At 71.3% G+C, this 20,588-nt stretch carries 17 protein-coding genes; 10 read left to right on the top strand and 7 right to left on the bottom strand.

Going from position 1 to position 20,588, the window contains the following annotated elements:
* Window positions 1-25 precede the first annotated feature (25 nt).
* From ACGFNN_RS16885 to ACGFNN_RS16865, 5 genes are all read left to right on the top strand, one after another.
* The gene (locus ACGFNN_RS16885; protein ID WP_393556554.1) at window positions 26-1,621 is read left to right on the top strand and encodes a beta-N-acetylhexosaminidase; all 1,596 of its coding nucleotides are present in this window, start codon (window positions 26-28) and stop codon (window positions 1,619-1,621) included.
* A 37-nt stretch (window positions 1,622-1,658) separates the two neighbouring features.
* The gene (locus ACGFNN_RS16880; protein ID WP_393556552.1) at window positions 1,659-3,128 is read left to right on the top strand and encodes a cellulose binding domain-containing protein; all 1,470 of its coding nucleotides are present in this window, start codon (window positions 1,659-1,661) and stop codon (window positions 3,126-3,128) included.
* 202 nt (window positions 3,129-3,330) lie between these two features.
* A complete protein-coding gene (locus tag ACGFNN_RS16875) occupies window positions 3,331-4,170 on the top strand; it encodes a TIM barrel protein (RefSeq protein WP_393556550.1) in 840 nt (279 codons plus the stop codon).
* A 43-nt stretch (window positions 4,171-4,213) separates the two neighbouring features.
* A complete protein-coding gene (locus ACGFNN_RS16870) occupies window positions 4,214-5,107 on the top strand; it encodes a 2-hydroxy-3-oxopropionate reductase (protein ID WP_362556409.1) in 894 nt (297 codons plus the stop codon).
* Window positions 5,108-5,290: 183 nt separating this feature from the next.
* Window positions 5,291-6,748 (top strand): catalase, encoded by a 1,458-nt coding sequence (locus ACGFNN_RS16865; RefSeq protein ID WP_393556548.1) that lies wholly within the window; start codon window positions 5,291-5,293, stop codon window positions 6,746-6,748.
* Window positions 6,749-7,016: 268 nt separating this feature from the next.
* Here the strand turns inward: ACGFNN_RS16865 and ACGFNN_RS16860 are convergent, their stop codons facing one another.
* Window positions 7,017-7,784 (bottom strand): dienelactone hydrolase family protein, encoded by a 768-nt coding sequence (locus tag ACGFNN_RS16860; RefSeq protein ID WP_393556546.1) that lies wholly within the window; start codon window positions 7,782-7,784, stop codon window positions 7,017-7,019.
* A gap of 179 nt (window positions 7,785-7,963) precedes the next feature.
* Window positions 7,964-9,748, bottom strand: a complete 1,785-nt coding sequence (gcl, locus tag ACGFNN_RS16855) for a glyoxylate carboligase (RefSeq protein WP_393556544.1) — start codon at window positions 9,746-9,748, stop codon at window positions 7,964-7,966.
* A 255-nt stretch (window positions 9,749-10,003) separates the two neighbouring features.
* On the opposite strand from gcl, the gene ACGFNN_RS16850 reads away from it, so the two are divergent.
* Both ACGFNN_RS16850 and ACGFNN_RS16845 read left to right on the top strand, forming a co-directional pair.
* Window positions 10,004-10,729, top strand: coding sequence for a hypothetical protein (locus ACGFNN_RS16850; protein WP_393556542.1), 726 nt, complete (start codon window positions 10,004-10,006; stop codon window positions 10,727-10,729).
* A gap of 92 nt (window positions 10,730-10,821) precedes the next feature.
* Window positions 10,822-11,040, top strand: a complete 219-nt coding sequence (locus tag ACGFNN_RS16845; protein WP_393556540.1) for a hypothetical protein — start codon at window positions 10,822-10,824, stop codon at window positions 11,038-11,040.
* A 23-nt stretch (window positions 11,041-11,063) separates the two neighbouring features.
* On the opposite strand, the gene ACGFNN_RS16840 is transcribed toward ACGFNN_RS16845, so the two are convergent.
* On the bottom strand, window positions 11,064-12,671 hold the full coding sequence (locus ACGFNN_RS16840; RefSeq protein WP_393556538.1) for an AMP-binding protein: 1,608 nt from the start codon (window positions 12,669-12,671) through the stop codon (window positions 11,064-11,066).
* A complete protein-coding gene (locus ACGFNN_RS16835; protein ID WP_393556537.1) occupies window positions 12,668-14,344 on the bottom strand; it encodes an AMP-binding protein in 1,677 nt (558 codons plus the stop codon). The genes ACGFNN_RS16840 and ACGFNN_RS16835 overlap by 4 nt, the downstream gene beginning before the upstream one ends.
* 105 nt (window positions 14,345-14,449) lie before the next feature.
* Here ACGFNN_RS16835 and ACGFNN_RS16830 point away from each other — a divergent pair, with 105 nt between their 5' ends.
* Window positions 14,450-15,292 (top strand): response regulator transcription factor, encoded by an 843-nt coding sequence (locus ACGFNN_RS16830; protein WP_393556535.1) that lies wholly within the window; start codon window positions 14,450-14,452, stop codon window positions 15,290-15,292.
* A gap of 46 nt (window positions 15,293-15,338) precedes the next feature.
* Here ACGFNN_RS16830 and ACGFNN_RS16825 read toward each other — a convergent pair whose 3' ends face one another.
* A complete protein-coding gene (locus tag ACGFNN_RS16825; RefSeq protein WP_393556534.1) occupies window positions 15,339-16,460 on the bottom strand; it encodes a winged helix DNA-binding domain-containing protein in 1,122 nt (373 codons plus the stop codon).
* Window positions 16,461-16,589: 129 nt separating this feature from the next.
* On the opposite strand from ACGFNN_RS16825, the gene ACGFNN_RS16820 reads away from it, so the two are divergent.
* Entirely contained in the window at window positions 16,590-17,453 is an 864-nt protein-coding gene (locus ACGFNN_RS16820) for a DMT family transporter (protein WP_393556532.1), read from the top strand.
* 4 nt (window positions 17,454-17,457) lie between these two features.
* Here ACGFNN_RS16820 and ACGFNN_RS16815 read toward each other — a convergent pair whose 3' ends face one another.
* Both ACGFNN_RS16815 and ACGFNN_RS16810 read right to left on the bottom strand, forming a co-directional pair.
* Window positions 17,458-18,489: a glutathione S-transferase family protein gene (locus tag ACGFNN_RS16815; protein ID WP_393556530.1), complete on the bottom strand. Its 1,032-nt coding sequence runs from the start codon at window positions 18,487-18,489 to the stop codon at window positions 17,458-17,460.
* Entirely contained in the window at window positions 18,486-19,997 is a 1,512-nt protein-coding gene (locus ACGFNN_RS16810; protein ID WP_362548908.1) for an MFS transporter, read from the bottom strand. Before ACGFNN_RS16810 ends, ACGFNN_RS16815 begins: the two co-directional genes overlap by 4 nt.
* Before the next feature lie 152 nt (window positions 19,998-20,149).
* Here ACGFNN_RS16810 and ACGFNN_RS16805 point away from each other — a divergent pair, with 152 nt between their 5' ends.
* Window positions 20,150-20,560 carry a VOC family protein gene (locus ACGFNN_RS16805; protein ID WP_362548911.1) on the top strand — a complete coding sequence of 137 codons (411 nt, stop codon included), beginning with the start codon at window positions 20,150-20,152 and terminating at the stop codon, window positions 20,558-20,560.
* The last annotated feature ends 28 nt before the right edge of the window (window positions 20,561-20,588 follow it).

Raw genomic sequence — 20,588 nt, 5'->3', positions numbered from 1 at the left:
CCACGATCCGATCCTGGAGGCCCTCGTGCCCGTACCTCGCCCCGACCTGTCCCTGGTGCCCCGGCCCGGCAGGGTCTCGCCCAGGCCCGGCCGGTTCGTCCTCGACCGGGACACGGCCGTGCGGGCCCTGCCCGGGGCCGAGCCCGCCGCCGCGCTGCTGCGGACCCTGGTCGGCCGCGACACCCGGCTCCCGCTGCACGCGTCCGCGGACGGACGGATCGTCCTGGCGCTGGACCCGGAGCTGGAGGGTCTGGGCGACGAGGGGTACGGGCTCACGGTGAGCCCGCAGGCGCTGCTGCTGCGGGCGGCCGGACCGACCGGACTGCTGCGCGGCGTACAGACGATCCGTCAGCTGCTGCCGCCCGAGGCACTGTCGGGCGGAGTGCCGGGGGCCGACACGTGGGAGCTGCCCTGCGTCGAGATCAGCGATGTGCCCGCGTATCCGTGGCGCGGGGCGATGCTGGACGTGGCCCGCCACTTCCAGCCCGTGGAGTATCTGCACCGGTACGTCGATCTGATGGCCCTGCACAAGCTGAACACCCTGCACCTGCACCTCACCGACGACCAGGGCTGGCGGATGCCCGTCGACGCCTACCCCCGGCTGACCGGGGTGGGCGCCCGCCGCGCACGGTCCCAGGCCGGGCCCACCGGCCCGACCGGGGCGCGCTTCGACGCGGTGCCGCACTCGGGCTCCTACACCAAGGAGGAGTTGCGCGCCCTGGTGCGGCACGCGGCGTCCCTGGGTGTCGAGGTGGTTCCCGAGATCGAGATGCCCGGCCACGCGCGGGCCGCGCTCGCCGCCTACCCGGAGCTCGGCAACGATCCCTCGCGGGAACTGGACGTGTGGACCCACTGGGGGGTGTGCGACACGGTGTTCGGTGTCCACGAGGAGGTCTTCGACTTCTGCCGGGCGGTGCTGGACGAGGTGATGGACGTCTTCCCCTCCCGCCACATCCACATCGGCGGCGACGAGTGCCCCACCACCGAGTGGGAGCGCAGCCCGGCGGCGCAAGCGCGCGCCTCGGCCGAGGGGCTGCCGGACGCCCGCGCGCTGCACGGCTGGTTCCTGGGCCGGGTGGGCGCCCATCTGGTCGAGCGGGGGCGCGTTCCCCTCGGCTGGGCCGTGACGGGCAGTGAACTTCCGCTGGACTTCACCGTGATGACCTGGCACGAGCCCACCCATGCCAGGGCGGCGGTGGAGCGCGGCCACCGGGTCGTCGCCGCGCACCACCGGGCGACCTATCTCGACTACGCCCAGTCCGGTGACCCCGGTGAACCGGTGGCCCAGCCCGGCGCTCCGGTCCCCCTGCGCACGGTCCACGACCACGAACCGGCTCCCGCCGCCTGGCCCGAGGAGCAGCGCGCCCTGGTGCTCGGGACCCAGGCGCACGTGTGGACCGAGTACGCGCGCACCCCCGACGAGATCGAATACCTCAGCTACCCCAGGCTGTGCGCGCTCGCGGACCGCTCCTGGTCCGGCGGACGCGGTGACTGGCCGGGGTTCGTCGAGCGGCTGCGCCATCACACCGCCCGGCTGGACGCCCTGGGCGTCCCCTACCGCCCACTGGACGCGCGGCCGTCTCCGGCCGCGTCCGCAGGTACAGCGCGAATCCGTCCGTGATCAGTCCCCCACCTTCGTTCCGGAGAGGAACACGCCTGTGAACACCCACACACCGGCCTCCACCACGGCTGTCGGCAGCCCCCGAGGAAGGCGGCTGCGCGCGGCGGCCGCGGCCGCCGCGACCGTCGCCCTGGCCTGCACAGGTCTCGCCGCGCTCCCCTCGGCCGCCTCGGCCGCCGGGGAGGGGCTCGTCGTCCAGTACCGAACGAGCGCGGGCGGCGCGACCGCCGACCAGAGCGAGCCCTGGCTCAAGGTGCGCAACTCCGGCAGCGCCTCCGTGCCGCTGAGCAGCGTCAAGGTGCGCTACTACTTCAAGGCCGATTCGGCCTCCGCCGCCTACCGTTTCGCCTGTTCATGGGCGGTGAAGGGCTGCGCGAACATCACCGGGACCTTCGGCACGCTCGCCTCCCCGACAGCCACCGCCGACCGCTACCTGGAGATCGGCTTCACCCCGGGCGCGGGCTCGCTCGCCCCGGGCGCGGACACCGGTGACATGCAGCTGCGCTTCTACCAGGCGTCCTGGCAGACGCTGACGCAGTCGGACGACTACTCCTTCGGCGCGGGGCGTTCGTCGTACGGCGACTGGCCGAAGGTGACCGCGCAGGTCGGCGGCGCGACCGTGTGGGGCGAGGCTCCGGCCGGCAACGGCCCGACGGACCCGACCGACCCCACGGACCCGCCGACCGACCCGCCCGCGGACGGGCCGCGTCTCTTCGACGACTTCAACTACAGCGGCCACACCGACCCGAAGATCGCGCAGCACGGCTGGAGCGTGCGTTCCAACTCGGGCGGCCCCGGCGTCCCGGGCGCGACCTGGGCCCCCCAGAACGTCACCTTCGCCTCCCAGAGCGGCAACTCGGTGATGAACCTGGAGACCTCGACCGCCGGAACCGCGGCGAGCACGGTCCAGACCGAAGTGCTCACCCAGGCGACGAAGTTCAGGAACGGCACGTACGCGGCGCGGGTGAAGTTCAGCGACGCCCCCCGCTCGGGACCTGACGGCGACCGGCTGGTGCAGACGTTCTTCACCATCAACGACCTGAAGGCCCCGATGGCCGACGACTACGCCGAGTACGACTTCGAGTACCTGCCGAACGGCGGCTGGGGCGAGCCGGCCAACATCCTCTACACGACGTCGTGGGAGACCTACCGCCCCGACCCGTGGGAGGCCGTCAACGCGCACAGCGAGTCCCGGCAGAGCTACGCGGGCTGGCACGACCTGGTGGTGACCATCGACAACAGCACGATCACCTACTACGTCGACGGGCAGCCCTTCGGGACCCACGGCTCCGCCTATCTGCCCGAGCGGCCGATGTCGATCAACTTCAACCAGTGGCTGATCGACCTCCAGGGGCAGACGAGCACCACGCCGCGCTCGTACGACCAGCAGGTGGACTACGTGCTGCACGTGAAGGACCAGGTCCTCACCCCGGCGCAGGTCAACGCCATGGTCGGGGCGTACCGGAGTGCGGGGACGACGTTCCAGGACACGGTGCCCGCGAGCTGAGGAAGGCCTGATGGGAGCGGGGCGGCGGCCGGATTCGGCCACCGCCCCGCTTTCATGTCCGGATCGGGGCTCACCTGGGCGTACGTCCCGCCGCCGTCGGTCCGATTTTCCGGGACCCCCTTGACATCCCGGGCACCCTCCGGGCAATCTTCCGTTAAGCAGAAAACAACTTCCGCAATACGGAAGGAGCGCACACATCCTCATGGGATACCCGGACCAGCGCTTCGATGTGAACCTTTCGATCCTCTTCACGGAACTCCCGCTCGTGGAGCGTCCCGCGGCAGCCGCCGCGGCCGGCTTCACGGCGGTCGAGCTGTGGTGGCCCTGGATCGAGACCCCCACCCCGCCGCAGGCCGAGCTCGACGCCCTCAAGAAGGCGCTCGACGACGCCGGCACCCAGCTGGTGGGACTGAACTTCTACGCCGGGCAGCTGCCCGGCCCCGACCGCGGGGCGCTCGCCGTGCCCGGCGAGGAGTCGGACCGCTTCCGCGCCAACATCGACGTGGCGGCCGACTTCGCCGCGTCCGTCGGCTGCAAGGCGCTCAACGCCCTGTACGGCAACCGCGTCGACGGCGTGGACCCGGCCGTACAGGACGAACTCGCCCTGGAGAACCTGGTCCTGGCGGCCCGCGCGGCCGACCGGATCGGCGCGGTCCTGCTGATCGAGACGCTCAACGCCCCGGAGTCACCGCGCTATCCGCTGGTGAGCGCACCGGCCGGTGTCGAGGTCGTCGACAAGGTCAACGCGGCGACGGGCCTCGGCAACGCGAAGTTCCTGCTCGACCTCTACCACCTGTCGATGAACGACGAGGACCTCAGCCAGGTGATCAAGGCGTACGCCTCGAAGACCGGCCACGTCCAGATCGCCGACAAGCCGGGGCGCGGCGCGCCCGGCACCGGCACGCTCCCGCTGGAGCGACTGCTCGACGAGCTGACCGAGGCCGGTTACACCGGCCGGGTCGGCCTGGAGTACAAGCCGGGCGACCGGCCGAGCGCCGAGGCGTTCGACTGGCTCCCCGCCGAGCACCGGCCGGCCCGCTGACGCCCGCCCCCTGACGCACCCACGCTTACCGGAAGGCACCCTCATGAGCAGCAACCTCCCCAAGGTCGCCTGGATCGGCCTCGGCATCATGGGCTCCCCCATGGCCGAGAACCTCATCAAGGCCGGATACCAGGTCACCGGCTACACCCTGGAGCAGGACAAGATCGACCGGCTCGTCGCGGCGGGCGGCAAGGGTGCCGCCTCGATCGCGGAGGCGGTGCGTGACGCCGACGTCGTGATCACCATGGTCCCGGCCTCCCCCCAGGTCGAGGCCGTCGCGTACGGCGAGGACGGCATCCTGGAGAACGCCCGCAGCGGCGCCCTCCTGATCGACATGTCCTCGATCACGCCGCAGACCTCCGTCGACCTGGCGTCGAACGCCAAGGACAAGGGCATCCGCGTGCTGGACGCCCCGGTCTCCGGCGGCGAGGCCGGAGCGATCGAGGCCGTGCTGTCCATCATGGTCGGCGGCGAGCAGAGCGACTTCGACGCCGCCAAGCCGCTGTTCGACGCGCTGGGCAAGACCATCGTGCTCTGCGGGCCGCACGGCTCCGGCCAGACGGTGAAGGCCGCCAACCAGCTGATCGTCGCGGTCAACATCCAGGCCTGCGCCGAGGCCGTGGTCTTCCTGGAGAAGTCCGGGGTCGACCTGGCCGCCGCACTCGACGTCCTGAACGGCGGGCTCGCCGGATCGACGGTCCTGACCCGCAAGAAGGACAACTTCCTGAAGCGGGACTTCGCCCCCGGCTTCCGGATCGACCTGCACCACAAGGACATGGGCATCGTCACGGACGCCGCCCGCAACGTCGGCGCGGCGCTTCCCGTCGGCGGGGTCGTGGCCCAGCTGGTCGCCTCCCTGCGCGCGCAGGGCGACGGCGGTCTCGACCACTCGGCGCTGCTGCGCTCCGTCGAGCGGCTCTCCGGCTCCCAGGTCTGACACCCCGGCCCTCCGACGGGCCCCCTGAACTCCGGGTCGCGGCGGCGCTGACACCTGTCCTGTCGCGCCCAGGCGTCGCCGCGACCCGGAATCTCTTCCTCCAAATTCAACAAACTGTTGACGCATCGTTCCCGGCGAATCTACGCTCCTGAAGCCGTCAGCAGCCCCGTACGGAAGGCCTCCATGTCCCAGCGTGTGCTCACGACCGAGTCAGGCGCCCCGGTCGCCGACAACCAGAACTCCGCCACCGCAGGCGCCGGCGGGCCGATCCTGATCCAGGACCAGCACCTGCTCGAGAAGCTCGCCCGCTTCAACCGTGAGCGCATCCCGGAGCGCGTCGTCCACGCCCGCGGTTCCGGCGCGTACGGCTACTTCGAGGTGACGGACGACGTCACCGGCTTCACCAGCGCCGACTTCCTCTCCGAGGTGGGCCGCCGCACCGAGACGTTCATCCGCTTCTCGACGGTCGCCGACTCCCTCGGTGGCGCCGACGCCGTGCGCGACCCCCGCGGTTTCGCCCTCAAGTTCTACACGAACGAGGGCAACTACGACCTCGTCGGCAACAACACCCCGGTGTTCTTCATCAAGGACCCGATCAAGTTCCCCGACTTCATCCACTCCCAGAAGCGCGACCCCTTCACCGGTCGCCAGGAGCCGGACAACGTCTGGGACTTCTGGGCCCACGCCCCCGAGGCGACACACCAGGTGACGTGGCTGATGGGCGACCGCGGCATCCCCGCGTCGTACCGCCACATGAACGGCTACGGCTCGCACACCTACCAGTGGACCAACGCGGCGGGCGACGCCTTCTTCGTCAAGTACCACTTCAAGACCAACCAGGGCGTGCGCTCCCTCTCGGCCGAGCAGGCCGCCGAGCAGGTCGGCAAGGACGCGAACTCGCACCAGACGGACCTCCTCCAGGCCATCGAGCGCGGTGTGAACCCCTCCTGGACCCTGCACGTGCAGGTCATGCCGGCGGCGGACGCGGCGGACTACCGCTTCAACCCGTTCGACGTGACGAAGGTGTGGCCGCACGCCGACTACCCGCTGCAGCGGGTCGGCCGCCTCGTGCTGGACCGCAACCCGGACAACGTCTTCGGCGAGGTGGAGCAGGCGGCGTTCTCGCCGAACAACTTCGTGCCCGGCATCGGTCCCTCCCCGGACAAGATGCTCCAGGGACGGCTGTTCGCCTACGCCGACGCGCAGCGCTACCGCCTGGGCATCAACCACACCCAGCTCCCGGTCAACGCCCCGAAGGCGACGACCGCGGACAACTACGGGCGCGACGGGCTCCACGCCACGCGTTACGGCTCGCGCCAGGACAAGAACTACGAGCCCAACTCGTACGCCGGGCCCGCGCAGACCGGTGCGCCTCTCGCCGCGCCGCTGCCCGTGCAGGGCTGGACCGGCGCCCACGAGGCACCGCTCCACACCAAGGACGACGACTTCTTCCAGGCCGGCGAGCTGTACCGCCTGATGTCGGCCGACGAGAAGGACCGTCTGATCGCCAACATCGCGGGCGGGCTGTCGCAGGTCACCCGTGACGACGTGATCGAGAAGAACCTCGCCCACTTCCACGCCGCCGACGCCGACTACGGCAAGCGCGTGGAGGAGGCCGTCCGCGCCCTGCGCGAGGACTGAGCCTCACCCCCAGGCCCTGCCCGCGCCGCGCACCCGGATGAGGGGTGCGCGCGGCACCGGCAGGACGGGACCGCGGCGGCGGGCGACGCCAGTGCGGTGGCGACGGGCCCGGCGGCCGGCTCCAGACCTGAAGGAGCCCGGCCGTCAGGCCCACGGCCCGCCGTCGCGGTCGCTGTTGGACGAAGAGCACACTGTGCGGGGATGCGGTGCACGCCGGTCGGCGTGCACCGCATCCGTGTGTCGTCCCGGGCCCGCATCCCCTGGCCCCTCAGCGCCCGGCGCCGGGCTGGTCGCCCGGGTCGTTTCCCGGACGCTCCGTCACGGGCAGGCATTCGGCGAGCAGGTCGACGACGTCGCGCCAGGCCCGCCGTGCGTGCCGCGGGTGGTATCCGACTCCGGGGACCGTGGGGTGGTCGACCGGCGGGTGGTGGAAGGCGTGCAGAGCGCCGCCGTAGACCGTCAGGCGCCAGTCGACGCCCGCGGCCTGCATCTCCGCGGTGAACGCGTCCCGTTGCGCGGGCGCCATGATCGGGTCCTCCGAACCGACCCCGGCCCACACCGGGCAGCGGATGCGCTCCGCCTCACCCGGCCGGCCCGTGGTGGTCGCGTTGACCGTCCCGATCGCGCGCAGGTGGGCGCCGTCACGCCCGAGTTCCAGCCCCACGGCGCCTCCGGTGCCGTAGCCCACGGCGGCGATCCGGTCGGGGGCGGTCCGCGGTTCGGCGCGCAGCACGTCGAGCGCCGCGTGGCCGATGCCCCGCATCCGGCCGGGATCGGCGAGCAGCGGCAGGCAACGGGCCAGCATCTCCTCGGGGTCGCCCAGGTAGCGCCCCCCGTGAAGGTCGAAGGCCAGGGCCACGTAGCCGAGTTCGGCGAGAGCGTCGGCCCGGCGGCGCTCCACGTCGCTGAGCCCCATCCCCTCCGGCCCGATCAGCACCGCGGGCCTGCGGTCGTGACCGGCAGGCAGGGCGAGGTGCCCGACCATGGTCAGCCCGTCGGCCGGATAGGTGACCGTCCGTGTCGTGATCGTCGTCATGAGAGTGGACTGTACGGAGCCTCGGGGCCTGCCCGGCCGGTCTCTGCCACGGGCAGAACACGCGGGTCCTTCGGCCCCGTGATGGGGTCCTGCGAGGTACCCAAGGGCCAGGGGCCCGGGTGAGAACGGCCGTGGCCCCCGCCCCTCCGTGCGAGGGGCGGGGGCCACGGTGTGAGGGATCAGGCCTTCGTCAGCGGGCGGACGGCCGTGGGGGCGTGGCCCGGTTCCGTCGCGAGGTCCTCGAACTCGTTGACGGACGCGATGTCCGAGCCGCTCATCGAGATGTTCGTGACCCGCTCGAGGATCGCCTCGACGACGACCGGCACCCGGTGTTCGGCCGCGAGCTTCTTCGCCTCCTCGAACGCGGGCAGCAGCTGGTCCGGCTCGGTGACCCGGATCGCCTTGCAGCCCAGGCCCTCGACGACCTTGACGTGGTCCACGCCGTAGACGCCGAGCTCCGGGGAGTTCTGGTTCTCGAACTCCAGGTTGACCTGGAAGTCGATGTCGAAGTTGCGCTGCGCCTGGCGGATCAGCCCCAGGTAGGAGTTGTTCACCAGGACGTGGACGTACGGGATGCGGTGCTGGGCACCGACCGCGAGCTCCTCCAGCATGAACTGGAAGTCGTAGTCGCCGGAGAGGGCGACGACCGAGCCCTCCGGGTCCGCCGTGGCGACACCGAGCGCCGCCGGGATCGTCCAGCCGAGCGGCCCCGCCTGGCCGCAGTTGATCCAGTGCCGGGGACGGTAGACGTGGAGCATCTGGGCGCCGGCGATCTGCGAGAGGCCGATGGTGGAGACGTAACGCGTCTCGGGGCCGAAGGCCCGGTTCATCTCCTCGTAGACCCGCTGCGGCTTCAGCGGCACGTTGTCGAAGTGCGTGCGGCGCTGGAGGGTCGCCCGCCGCTCCTGGGTGGACGCGGCCCACTGCGAGCGGTCCTTCAGCTTGCCCGCGGCCTTCAGTTCGCGCGCCACCTCGACGAACAGCTCCAGGGCCGCCTTGGCGTCCGAGGCGATACCGAGGGCGGGGGCGAAGATCTTGCCGAGCTGGGTGGGCTCGATGTCCACGTGGACGAAGGTGCGGCCCTGGGTGTACACGTCGAGCTTGCCGGTGTGGCGGTTGGCCCAGCGGTTGCCGATGCCGAGGACGAAGTCGGACTCCAGGAAGTTCGCGTTGCCGTAGCGGTGCGAGGTCTGGAGGCCGACCATGCCGGCGTTGAGCTCGTGGTCGTCGGGCAGGATGCCCCAGCCCATCAGCGTGGGCACGACCGGGACACCCGTCAGCTCGGCGAACTCGACCAGCAGGTTGGGGGCGTCGGCGTTGATGATCCCGCCGCCGGCGACGATCAGTGGCCGCTCCGAGGCGTTCAGCATCTCGACGGCCCGCTCGATCTGCTTGCGGGTCGCGGCGGGCTTGTGCATGGGCAGCGGCTCGTAGAGCTCCGGGTCGAAGTCGATCTCGGTGAGCTGCACGTCGATGGGCAGGTCGATGAGGACCGGGCCGGGCCGGCCCGTGCGCATCAGGTGGAAGGCCTGCTGGAAGACGCCCGGGACCTGCGCGGCCTCCAGGACGGTGGTGGCGGCCTTGGTCACCGGGGCGGCGATCGACGCGATGTCGACGGCCTGGAAGTCCTCCTTGTGGAGGACGGCCGTGGGGGCCTGGCCCGTGATGCAGAGGATCGGGATCGAGTCGGCGATGGCCGAGTAGAGGCCGGTGATCATGTCGGTGCCCGCGGGCCCCGACGTGCCGATGCACACGCCGATGTTCCCGGCGGCGGCACGGGTGTACCCCTCCGCCATGTGGGAGGCGCCCTCGACGTGGCGGGCCAGGGTGTGGTGCACCCCGCCGGAGGCCTTGAGGGCCGCGTAGAACGGGTTGATCGCCGCACCCGGCACGCCGAACGCGTTGCTGACGCCTTCGCGCTTGAGGATCTCAACTGCCGCTCGGGCAGCGGTCATACGAGGCATGAGAGCTCCTGCTCGGACTTGGTGGAGTCGGGCTCTGTCGCGCCACCTGAGAGCACCAATTCCGCATTACGGAAACTTTGTTCTGCTATACGGAATCAATGTAAGGACGTCCGGGACCGCAGTCAAGGGACGGGACGAGAAGGGCGGGCACCGGTGGCCCGAAGTGCGCGAATCACTCCCCCGGACGTCGCTCCTGGTGGACGATGGGCGTACGGAACGCAGTCACCGCCCGGCAGGCGGGGGAAGGGGCAGCACGTGGAGTCCGTACCGGTGCGCTGCCCGGCCTGCAGCCGCGACCACGCGTACGTCACGCCGGTGTACCCCTGCCCCTGCGGCGCTCCGGCGGCCCCGCCGCTGATGCGCGGCGCTCCGCCCGTGGTGATCACGCACCGCACCTGGAACGACGACTGGGTGAGCGTGCGCTGCCACTCGTGCGGCCGGCGCGACCAGTGGCCGCACCCCGAACTCTGCTGCCCCTGCGGCGCGGTGCTGCGAATCCCGGTACGCCCGATGGCGACCAGGGACGGCGGGCGGCCGGCCCCCGCGACGGGTTCACCGGGCCCCGCCCACATACCGCTGCCGCGGACGGCCGCCCGACCGAGACCGTCCTTCCGGCCTCTGGTGATCCGCACGGCGCGCGACGCGGTCAGCACCGCCGCGCTCTACCTGAGGTGGCTGGGATTCCGCGAGGTCGTCGAGTCGCAGACGCGCCCGGGCTCCCGGATCGACCTGAGGGCGGCCGGCCTCGTCGCACAGGTCGACGCGACCACCCGCCCGACGGCCCTGCGCGACGTCGAGTGCCTCTGGCTGAACGCGCTGAACTCCTCGGTGTCGAGCGCGATGTTCTCGCTGGCCGGCTACACCGACGAGGCCCGCTCACGCGCCGACGGCCTGGCGATCCCGCTGTTCGTCCTCGACCTGACCGGGACACCCCGGCCGGTGAACGGACCTGCCGACGAACTCGTCAGCATCGGCCCCTGACCACCCGTCCCCTGCGCATGATTTCGGTCACCTGTGCTCTGCCAGCCGCATATGTTCGAGCTGCTGTCAGTATGAGGACGTACAGTGAAGGCATGGTCTTAACTCACCGGCTTTCCACCCACACCACCACATTTCCAACCCAACCCACCCACCCGTCCGCGGTCGAGGCCAACGAGGCGATCCGCGCCCTCGTCGACTCGCGGAAGGGCCTGGAATGGACCCCGGTGGAGGTCGCGGCGTACGAAGTACTGCTGATCGAGTGGGCCACGGCGACCCAGGGCATAGGCTCCGGAGTCATCGAGGCCGCCTGATCACGCGACCCCCACGGGCGCCGCTACGCCCCGTAGCCCTCCCGCAGTTCGACCTTGCGGACCTTGCCGCTGACCGTCATCGGGAAGGTGTCGAGGATCCGCAGCCCCCGGGGAACCTTGTAGTGCGCCAGCCTCTCCCGGCAGTAGGCGGTGATCTCGTCCTGCGTGGGCGGGTCGGCCGGGTCACGGGGGATCACACACGCCAGGATCTCCTCCCCGTACCGTTCGTCGGGCACCCCCACGACCTGCACGTCCGCGATCTTCGGGTGTCCGTGGAGGAACTCCTCGATCTCGCGCGGGTAGACGTTCTCTCCGCCGCGGATGATCATGTCCTTGATCCGGCCGGTGATCTGGACGTAGCCGTCCTCACGCATCACGGCGAGATCGCCCGTGTGCATCCAGCGCCCCGCGTCGAGGACTTCGGCGGTCCGCTCCGGCTGCTCCCAGTAACCGAGCATCACGCTGTAGCCCCGCGTGCAGAGTTCACCGGTCGCTCCGCGCGGGAGGGTCACCCCTGTCACCGGGTCGACGACCTTCACCTCGATGTGCGGCATCACCCGGCCGACCGTTCCGGTGCGGCGCTCCAGATCGTCGTCGCGGCGGGTCTGGGTGGAGACGGGTGAGGTCTCCGTCATCCCGTAGCAGATCGAGACCTCCTCCATGTGCATCTGTGCGACGACCCGCTTCATCACCTCGACCGGGCAGGGCGATCCGGCCATGATCCCGGTACGGAGCGAGGAGAGGTCGTAGGAGGCGAAGCCGGGCAGATCGAGCTCCGCGATGAACATCGTCGGCACCCCGTAGAGCGAGGTGCAGCGCTCCTCCTGGACGGCGAGGAGGACGGCGGCGGGCTCGAAGGCTGGCGCGGGGATCACGATGCAGGCACCGTGCGAGGTGACCGCCAGATTCCCCATGACCATGCCGAAGCAGTGGTAGAAGGGCACGGGGACACAGACCCGGTCGGCCTCGGTGTAGGCGACCATCTCCCCCACGAAGAAGCCGTTGTTGAGGATGTTGTGGTGGGAGAGGGTCGCCCCCTTGGGAAACCCGGTGGTCCCCGAGGTGTACTGGATGTTGATCGGGTCGTCACAGGACAGCGTGGCCTCCCGGGCGGCCAGCTGGTCCGGAGTCACTGACAGCGCACCCGAGGTCAGTTCGTCCCAGGTGGGATCGCCGATGTAGTGCACGGACCGCAGCCCGGGGCAGTCGGCGCGGACTTCCTCCACGAGGGCCCGGTAGTCGCTGGTGCGATGGGAGAGCGAGGCGACGAGGACGGAGACCCCCGCCTGGTCCAGCACGTACCGCAGCTCGTGGGCGCGGTAGGCGGGGTTGATGGTCACCATGACGGCGCCGATCCGGGCCGTGGCGTACTGGACGAGCACCCATTCGGGGCAGTTGACGGCCCAGATGCCGACCCGGTCGCCCTTCTCCACACCGGACGCCATGAACGCGCGGGCCAGCTCCTCGACGGCCGCGCCGAACTCGGCGTACGTCCAGCGGCGCCCCGAGACCACGTCGACCAGGGCCTCGCGCTCGCCGAACGCCTCGACCGCCCGGTCGAGGTTGCGTCCGATGGTGTCACCCAGCAGGGGAGTCTCACCGGTGCCGTGGGCGTAGGAGAGTCCGGTCATCGCAGGTCCCCCTCGTCATACTCGGTACCGCCGCCCTGCGCGGTGTGCTCACGCAGCTCGATCCTGCGGATCTTCCCCGAGACCGTTTTGGGGAGCTCGGCGAACTCGAGGCGCCGGATGCGCTTGTACGGTGCGAGGACCGCCCTGGAGTGTTCGAAGAGCGCCTTCGCGGTGCCGGGGCCCGGCTCCCAGCCCTCGGCGAGCACGACGTAGGCCTTCGGGACGGAGAGCCGCACCGGGTCGGGCGCCGGGACCACGGCGGCCTCCGCGACCGCTTCGTGTTCCAGCAGCGCGCTCTCGAGCTCGAAGGGCGAGATCTTGTAGTCGGATGCCTTGAACACGTCGTCCGCGCGGCCGACGTAGGTGATGTAGCCGTCCTCGTCCCGGGAGCCGATGTCCCCGGTGCGGTAGTAACCGCCGGCCATGGCCTCGGCGGTGCGCTCCGGGTCACCGTGGTAGCCCGTCATCAGCCCCACCGGTGCGGCGGCCAGGTCCAGGGCGATCTCCCCCTCGGCCGCGCCCGGTTCACCGGAGACCGGGTCCAGCAGCTCGACCTTGAAGCCGGGGCTGGGGCGGCCCATCGAGCCCGCCTTGAGCGGCTGTCCCGGCGAGTTGGCCACCTGGACCGCGGTCTCGGTCTGGCCGAACCCGTCGCGGATGGTGACGCCCCAGGCCCGGCGCACGCTCTCGATGACCTCGGGGTTGAGCGGCTCCCCCGCCGCGACGACCTCGCGGGGCGGGGTCTTCAGCTGGGTGAGGTCGGCCTGGATGAGCATCCGCCAGACAGTCGGAGGGGCGCAGAAGCTGGTGACGGCGGAACGGTCCATCTCCGCCATCAGACGGGCGGCGTCGAACCGGTCGTAGTTGAAGATGAAGACGGTGGCCTCCGCGCTCCACGGCGCGAAGAGGTTGGACCAGGCGTGCTTGGCCCAGCCCGGTGAGGAGATGTTGAGGTGGACGTCGCCGGGCTTGAGGCCGATCCAGTACATCGTGGCCAGGTGGCCGACCGGGTAGGAGACATGGGTGTGCTCGACCAGCTTCGGGCTGGCCGTGGTGCCGGAGGTGAAATAGAGCATCAGGGGTTCGTCGGCGTCGGTCTCCCGGTCCGTCGTGAAGCTCTCCGGCGCCTCGTCCGCACCGCTGTAGGAGAGCCACCCCTCGACGTCGTCGCCGACGGCGATACGGGTGTAGTCCCCGGGCACCTCGTCGAACTTCGCCGTGTCCTGCGACCGGACGAGGACGTGCGCGACCCTGCCCCGGTCGACCCTGTCCCGCAGGTCGACCGGTCCGAGCAGCGGGGTGGCGGGGATGACCACGGCCCGCAGCTTCATCGCGGCGAGCGCCGTCTCCCACAGCTCGGTCTGGTTGCCCAGCATGACGAGGATCCGGTCCCCCGGTCGCACGCCCTGTTCCCGCAGCCAGTTCGCCGCCTGCGCGGACCGTGCCGCCATCCGGGCGAAGGACACCTCGGTACGTCCGCCGTCCTCCTCCACGATGTGGAGGGCGGTGCGGTCGTTGCCCTCGGCGATGACGTCGAACCAGTCGAGTGCCCAGTTGAAGTGGGCCGGGCGGGGCCACCGGAAGCCTTCGTACGCCGCGGTCCAGTCCTCGCGGTGCTCGATCAGGAAGTCCCTGGCCTCCCGGAACGTCTCCGTCGCACTCGTTGCCGGCATGTGTCCTCCTCGTTGCTGCCACGTCCCTTAACATCATGCGAACAGTGACCCGGATCTCACCACCCCCGGACGGGGGTAGGGGCGACGGGGCGGGGAGTCGACGACGTGCCGGAACCTGGCGAGGCCATCGAGCTGCGGTCCGCGCTGCTGGGCCTTCGCCGGACCAGCGGGCTGCCGGTGGTGTTCGGCGGGCTGCTGTCGGACGCCCGCCATGCCCGGATCGTCGAGCTGAGCGGGGCCCGGTCCCCGGCCCTGCGCGGACTCGTCATCTCGGCGGGGAGCGGTCTCGGCGGCAAGGCCATGGCCCTGTCCCGGCCCTGCGCGGTCACCGACTATCCCTCGGCGCGCCACATCAGTCACGAGTACGACACGGCGGTCGCCGCGGAGGGCCTGCGTTCGGTGGTGGCGGTGCCCGTCGTCGTGCGCCGCACGGTGCGCGGTGTGCTGTACGGGGCACTGCGTGAACCGCTCGCGCTCGGCGACCGTGTGTACGACGCCGCGGCCTCGGCGGCCCGGGACGTGGAACAGGCCCTGGCCGTACGGGACGAGGTGCAGGGCATCCTGGCGACCACCCGCGAGCAGATCGCCGGCCCGGGAGTCGCGGCGGGGCCCTGGGAGGACGTCCGCGAGGCGCACCGTGAGCTGCGGGCCCTCGCGCCGAGGATCGTGGATCCGGTTCTGCGTGACGAGCTGCTCGCGGTGTGCGGGCGGCTGGCGTCCGCCGCCGGGCCGGAGGCGGCACGGCCCGTAAGGGTGCCTCTGGCTCCGCGCGAGATGGATGTGATCGCCTGTGTGGCGTCGGGGGCCACGAACGCCGCGGCCGCCGAACGGCTGGGGCTCAGGCCGGAGACGGTGAAGAGCTATCTGCGGTCGGCGATGCGGAAGCTCGGTGCGCACACCCGGATGGAAGCGGTCGTGGCGGCCAGGCGCGCGGGGCTGCTGCCGTGACGGCCTCCCGGCGGTCCCGGCCGGTTGGCCGCGACGGTTACCGGGATCAGGCCGCCCCGAAGTCGATGAAGGTATCGAAGCGGACGTCGTACGTGGCGGAGGGCGACATCACCGTCATCAGGTGCGCGGCCTCCTCTCTGATCTCCTCCCGTGCCGTCCCTCCGAGTGGGCCGAGCGGCTGGACGGTGACGGTGGACTCGTCGGCGTTCCGGTCGAGGCGCCACACGGCGGCGAGGAATCCGTCCGCCAGCACCGTTCCGTAGGCCTGGTTGCCTGTTCCGTTGCGTCCCTTGTAGGCGGGCGGGATGACCCGGGTCCGGTCGGCGTGGCCGAGGAGTACGTTGTCGAACTCGGGGAGGAAGCGGGCCGGCGCCGGGGTGTCGGGGTCGGGGCGCGGTGCGTCGGGGAGGTCGAAGAGCTCCGCACCGTGTTCGTCGCGGAAGGTCACGAGTTCCGGCCTCAGCCGGTCGAAGACCTCCCGCATCCGGGTGAGGCCGGACCATGACTGCATGTCCTTCACCGAGGCGGGGCCGAACGCGCCGAGGTAGCGCAGGACCGTCGCGTCGGGCGACGCAGCCGGCCTGGCCGGGCTGTCGAGCCAGTGCTCGGCGGTCGTGAGGGCGACCTGCCCGCCTCGTTCCCAGAGCCCGCGCGGGGTGACCTGGACCAGGGGCAGCAGGCACCGGGCGGCGACCGCCAGTGCCCGGGGGTCGGCGTCCGGCCAGTGCGGGAGCAGTTCCTCCCGCAACTCCTTCATGGTGCGGGGCCGTTCCTCGACGAGCCTGCGGGCCAGCGAGGCCAGCCGGTCGAGGTCCACCCCTTCAAGCCCTCTGCGGAACACCCTCAGTTCCCGGTCGCGGGCCGGCTGGACCAGGGGCCGCAGGGTCAGGGCGTCCTCGGCGGTGTGGGTGTGGATGGTGGAGCGGATGGTCACGATCCTGACCACCTCACGCTTCTCCATCAGCGCCGAGAGCTCGGCCGGGTCGAAGTCCCGCAGCCGTGAGAAGAGCTGGAAGTACGGCGGTCTGGTGTTCTGCGCCTGCAGGCCCACGAGGCGGCTCACGGCCTCCTTCGCCGGGAGTGCGGCGCGGCGCAGCAGCAACTGGCGTTCCAGCGTGGCCCTGTTGAGTGCGCGTGCGGAGAGCAGGGGAGCGTTCGCGGCGGCCATGGCGGGCAGACTACGCGGACGGCCGTGGCGGCGTGGTGGAGCGACGCCACCGGACGCCGGTCCGAACGGCGACACCCCCAGGGTCGGCTGCATCACCGGCGAAGCGGTGCCCACCCTCATGATGGGGCGGTGATCAGTGTCCTGTTCGCCGTGCTGACGGCTCTCAGCAACGGCACCGCGTCGGTACTGCAGCGACGTGCGGCCCTGCGGGTGCCCGACAGCGAGGCGATGCGGCTTTCCCTCATCGGGCACCTTCTGCGGCAGAAGGTGTGGCTGGGCGGGATCGGACTCGTGATCGTCGCCGCCGTGTGCCAGGCGGTGGCGCTCGCCACGGGGCCGATCGCCGTGGTCCAGCCGATCTTCGTGATCGAGCTTCCGGCGACCCTGCTCATCGCGGGTTTCGTGATGCGTGTCCGTGTGGGGCGCACGGTGTGGGCGGGGGTGGCCGCCGTGACGCTGGGCCTGGCCCTCGGTATGGCCGCCGCCGCGCCGATCGGCGGCAGCGAGGACGTACAGGGTGCGGCCTGGATCCCTGCTCTGGTGGCGACCGGGGCGTTCGAGGCGGCCCTGATCGCCGCCGCGCTCTCCACCTCGGGAAACACCAGGGCCGCGCTGCTCGGCCTGGGCGCGGCCTGCGGTTACGCGCTCACCGCGGCGCTGATGAAGGACGCCATGGCCCGGCTGGACAGCGACGGTGTGGTCGGCCTGCTGACGGCCTGGCAGCTGTACGCCACCGCGGCTGCGGGTGTGGGCGCGCTGTTCCTCCTCCAGAACGCTCTGCAGGCCGGGTCGCTGGTGGCGGTGCAGCCGATGCTGACCCTGGGGGACGCGCTGATCAGCATCACCTACGGGGTGACGTTGTTCGGCGAGGAACTGCGCACCGGCTGGTGGCTGCTGCCGCAGCTGGCCGGGCTGGCACTGATCGCCGTCGGCTGTGTCGTACTCGCCCGTTCCCCGCTGGCGAGCGCGAGCACGCCGCAGGAGGCGCGGTGAACCGTCAGGGGCGTCCGCTCGCGGGGACGGCTTCGCCGGGCGGCACCGGTCCGGGAGGAGTCCCGTCGCCGAACGGACGGCCTCCCAACTGCTCCCGGTGGTGCGGGGTCAGCCAGCCCGAGAGGTCGGGACCGAGCGGGACGATGCCCGTGGGGTTGATCCCGGTGTGCACCTGGTAGTAGTGGCGCTTGATGTGGTCGAAGTCGACGGTGTCGCCGAAGCCGGGCGTCTGGTAGAGGTCGCGGACGTACGCCCACAGAACGGGGTCCTCGGCGATCTTGGAGCGGTTGCACTTGAAGTGCCCGTGGTAGACGGCGTCGAAGCGTACGAGGGTGGTGAACAGCCGGATATCGGCCTCGGTGATCGTGTCGCCGACGAGGTAGCGCTGTCCGGCGAGGCGTTCGGAGACCAGGTCGAGGCGGCGGAACACATCGACGTAGGCGGCCTCGTACTCCCCCTGTCCGGCGGCGAACCCGGCCCGGTAGACGCCGTTGTTGACGTCCCGGTAGATCCCGTCCATGACCGAGTCGATCTCGTCGCGCAGCGGCTCGGGGTAGAGGTCGGGTGCGCCCACGCGGTGCAGGGCGGCCCATTCGGTGGCGAGGTCCAGGGTGATCCGCTGGTAGTCGTTGGTGACGAGGGCACCGGTCGGTACGTCGACGATGGCGGGCACGCTGACTCCGCCGGGGTAGTCGTTCTCCCGTGCGTCGTATGCCTCGCTGAGGTAGCCGATGCCGAGCACCGGGTCCTTGCCGTCCTCGTCGAGGGTGAAGCGCCAGCTCCGGTCGTCCTGGATCGGGTCGGCGACGGCCAGCGAGAGGGCGCTCTCCAGACCCAGCAGCCGCCGCGAGACGAGGGCGCGGCTCGCCCAGGGACACGCTCGGCTGACGACGAGCCGGTAGCGACCCGCCTCGACGGGCCAGCCGTCGCGGCCGTCGGCGGTGATGCGGTCGGCGAAGTGGCTGCGGGACCGCTTGAACGGTTTGCGGCCGTACGAGTCGTTCCCGTCCTGCTCGCGGCCCTCGGTGTCGCTCATGGTGTTCTCCTCGGCGAGTGGGTGGCGTCCGCGGGGGTGGTGGCGGCCGTCTCCGCACGTCTTCTTCCCCGTCTGCCCGCCACGACGTCGGCGAGTGCGATGATCAGGGCGGCGAGGACGAACGCCACGGAGACGAGCAGTCCGTGGTCGTACGCCCCCGCCCAGTCTCCGGGGCCGAGCCGGGCGAAGAAGACGGAGCCCACCGCGGCGATCCCGATGGCCGAGCCGACCCGCTGGCTGGTCTGGAGCGTGCCGCCGGCGCTCCCCGCGTTGTTCACCGGGACCTCGGCGAGGGTGAGGGTCTGGTTGGGGGCGATGACGAGGCCGCTTCCCAGCCCGGCCAGCAGCAGCGGAGCGGCCATCGCGAGCCCGGCACCCCGGCCCGGTACCAGCTCCGCGGCCAGGGCGGTGAGCCCGAGTCCTGCCGCCACCATGACGAGACCGACGACGATGAGCGGCCGTCCGAACCGGCCGACGAGCCGTCCGCCGATGCTCGCGGAGGCGCCCGCGCCCAGGGCGAACGGGGTGATGGCCAGTCCGGCCTCCAGAGCGCTGTAACGCAGTCCGGACTGGAGATAGAGGGTGCTGATGAAGAAGATCGAGGTGAACCCCGCGAAGTACAGCAGGATCATCAGGCAGCCGAGCCAGAAGGACCGGAGCCGGAAGAGCGCGATGTTCAGCACCGGCTCGACACGGCGCCGGGCACAGCGGGACTCCCAGGCGACGAACACGGTCAGCAGCACCACGGACACCGGCACGAGGAGCCACTTGGCGTTGCCCGGCCACTGCTGGGCCTGGACGAACGGCAGCAGCAGGGTGAGGACGCCCGCCCCGAGCAGCAGGACGCCGACGGGGTCGAGGTCGCGGAGGCGGACCCGGCTCGCGGAGGGGGTGTCGGGGAGCAGCCGTCTGGCCAGCAGGAGACAGACGATCCCGATCGGGAGGTTGACGTAGAAGACCCAGCGCCAGCCCTCCTGCGCCCCGGCCCCCTGGATGATGAGGCCCCCCAGGAGGGGGCCGACCGCGGTGGAGATGCCGACGACCGTGCCGAACATGCCGAAGGCGCGGCCCCGCTCGCGTCCGGAGAACATCTGCTGGATGAGCGCGGAGATCTGGGGCGAGAGGAGACCGCCGGCCGCGCCCTGGAGAAGGCGGGCGATGACGAGCCAGAGGCTGGACTGGGCGGCACCGCACGCGGCGGACGCGAGGGTGAAGAGGGTCAGCCCGACCATGAACATCAGCCGGCGCCCCCGCGCGTCGCCCAGCCGGCCGCCGGGGATGAGGACGAGACCGAAAGCGAGCGCGTACCCGGAGAGCACCCATTGCAGGTCGGACTCCGGGGTGTCGAGCCCCTCCTTGATGGACGGCAGCGCCACGTTGACGATCGAGACGTCCAGCAGGGTCATGAAGCCCGCCACCAGGCACACGGCGAGCGCGCGCCAGCGACGTGGGTCGGTGGGGTCCGGGCCGGATGAGGGCGTGTCCCGGTCGCTCGCGCTGGCTGACATGATCCGCACCCTAGGCCGCGGTCCGCCGATCTCCGGCCGGGCACGCCGTACAGCCCGGCGTCGGGCCCCGGCGGGCCGCACGCCGGGTGAAGACGGTGCGTCTCCCCTACGATTCGCGGCGTGTGACGTCTCATCGGGGGTAGCGATGGGACATGACTGTCGGGAAAACGAGCGTTCTCGTCCTGGACTGCGCCGAACCCATGGAGCTGGCGCACTTCTACGCGGCCCTCCTCGACGCGGAGACGCGGATCGGGAGCGATCCCGACTTCGTCGAGATCGTCGGCAACAGCGGGGTGCACCTGGCCGTGCGCCGCGACCACGGATACGCGCCGCCCAGCTGGCCGCGACCGGAGGACTCCCTGCAGGCGCATCTGCGGGTACTGGTGGACCCGGGGGACATGGACGAGGCGGAGCGGGAGGCGATAGGCCTCGGCGCCCGGCCGGTGGACACGGGCGACACCAACAGCGGGCCGCGCGACGTCCGCGTGTACACCGATCCGGCCGGGCACTCCTTCTCCCTGGCCGTCTATCCGGCGCGCCGGCCGGAGCACACCGACGGGTGAACCAGTCCTGAAGGGTGCACCCGTGAGG

The organism is Streptomyces sp. NPDC048590, from assembly GCF_043199535.1.
Taxonomy (GTDB): Bacteria; Actinomycetota; Actinomycetes; order Streptomycetales; family Streptomycetaceae; genus Streptomyces.
The sequence above is the reverse complement of the archived record's forward strand: the minus strand, read 5'-3'. Positions and strand labels throughout refer to the sequence as shown.

Coding starts and splice junctions, on each gene's coding strand:
- ACGFNN_RS16845 (WP_393556540.1), top strand. CDS start 10,822: ATGGTCTTAACTCACCGGCTTTCCACCCACACCACCACATTTCCAACC.
- ACGFNN_RS16825 (WP_393556534.1), bottom strand. CDS start 16,460: ATGGCCGCCGCGAACGCTCCCCTGCTCTCCGCACGCGCACTCAACAGG.
- ACGFNN_RS16875 (WP_393556550.1), top strand. CDS start 3,331: ATGGGATACCCGGACCAGCGCTTCGATGTGAACCTTTCGATCCTCTTC.
- ACGFNN_RS16815 (WP_393556530.1), bottom strand. CDS start 18,489: ATGAGCGACACCGAGGGCCGCGAGCAGGACGGGAACGACTCGTACGGC.
- ACGFNN_RS16805 (WP_362548911.1), top strand. CDS start 20,150: ATGACTGTCGGGAAAACGAGCGTTCTCGTCCTGGACTGCGCCGAACCC.
- ACGFNN_RS16860 (WP_393556546.1), bottom strand. CDS start 7,784: ATGACGACGATCACGACACGGACGGTCACCTATCCGGCCGACGGGCTG.
- ACGFNN_RS16865 (WP_393556548.1), top strand. CDS start 5,291: ATGTCCCAGCGTGTGCTCACGACCGAGTCAGGCGCCCCGGTCGCCGAC.
- ACGFNN_RS16840 (WP_393556538.1), bottom strand. CDS start 12,671: ATGACCGGACTCTCCTACGCCCACGGCACCGGTGAGACTCCCCTGCTG.
- ACGFNN_RS16810 (WP_362548908.1), bottom strand. CDS start 19,997: ATGTCAGCCAGCGCGAGCGACCGGGACACGCCCTCATCCGGCCCGGAC.
- ACGFNN_RS16870 (WP_362556409.1), top strand. CDS start 4,214: ATGAGCAGCAACCTCCCCAAGGTCGCCTGGATCGGCCTCGGCATCATG.
- gcl (WP_393556544.1), bottom strand. CDS start 9,748: ATGCCTCGTATGACCGCTGCCCGAGCGGCAGTTGAGATCCTCAAGCGC.
- ACGFNN_RS16835 (WP_393556537.1), bottom strand. CDS start 14,344: ATGCCGGCAACGAGTGCGACGGAGACGTTCCGGGAGGCCAGGGACTTC.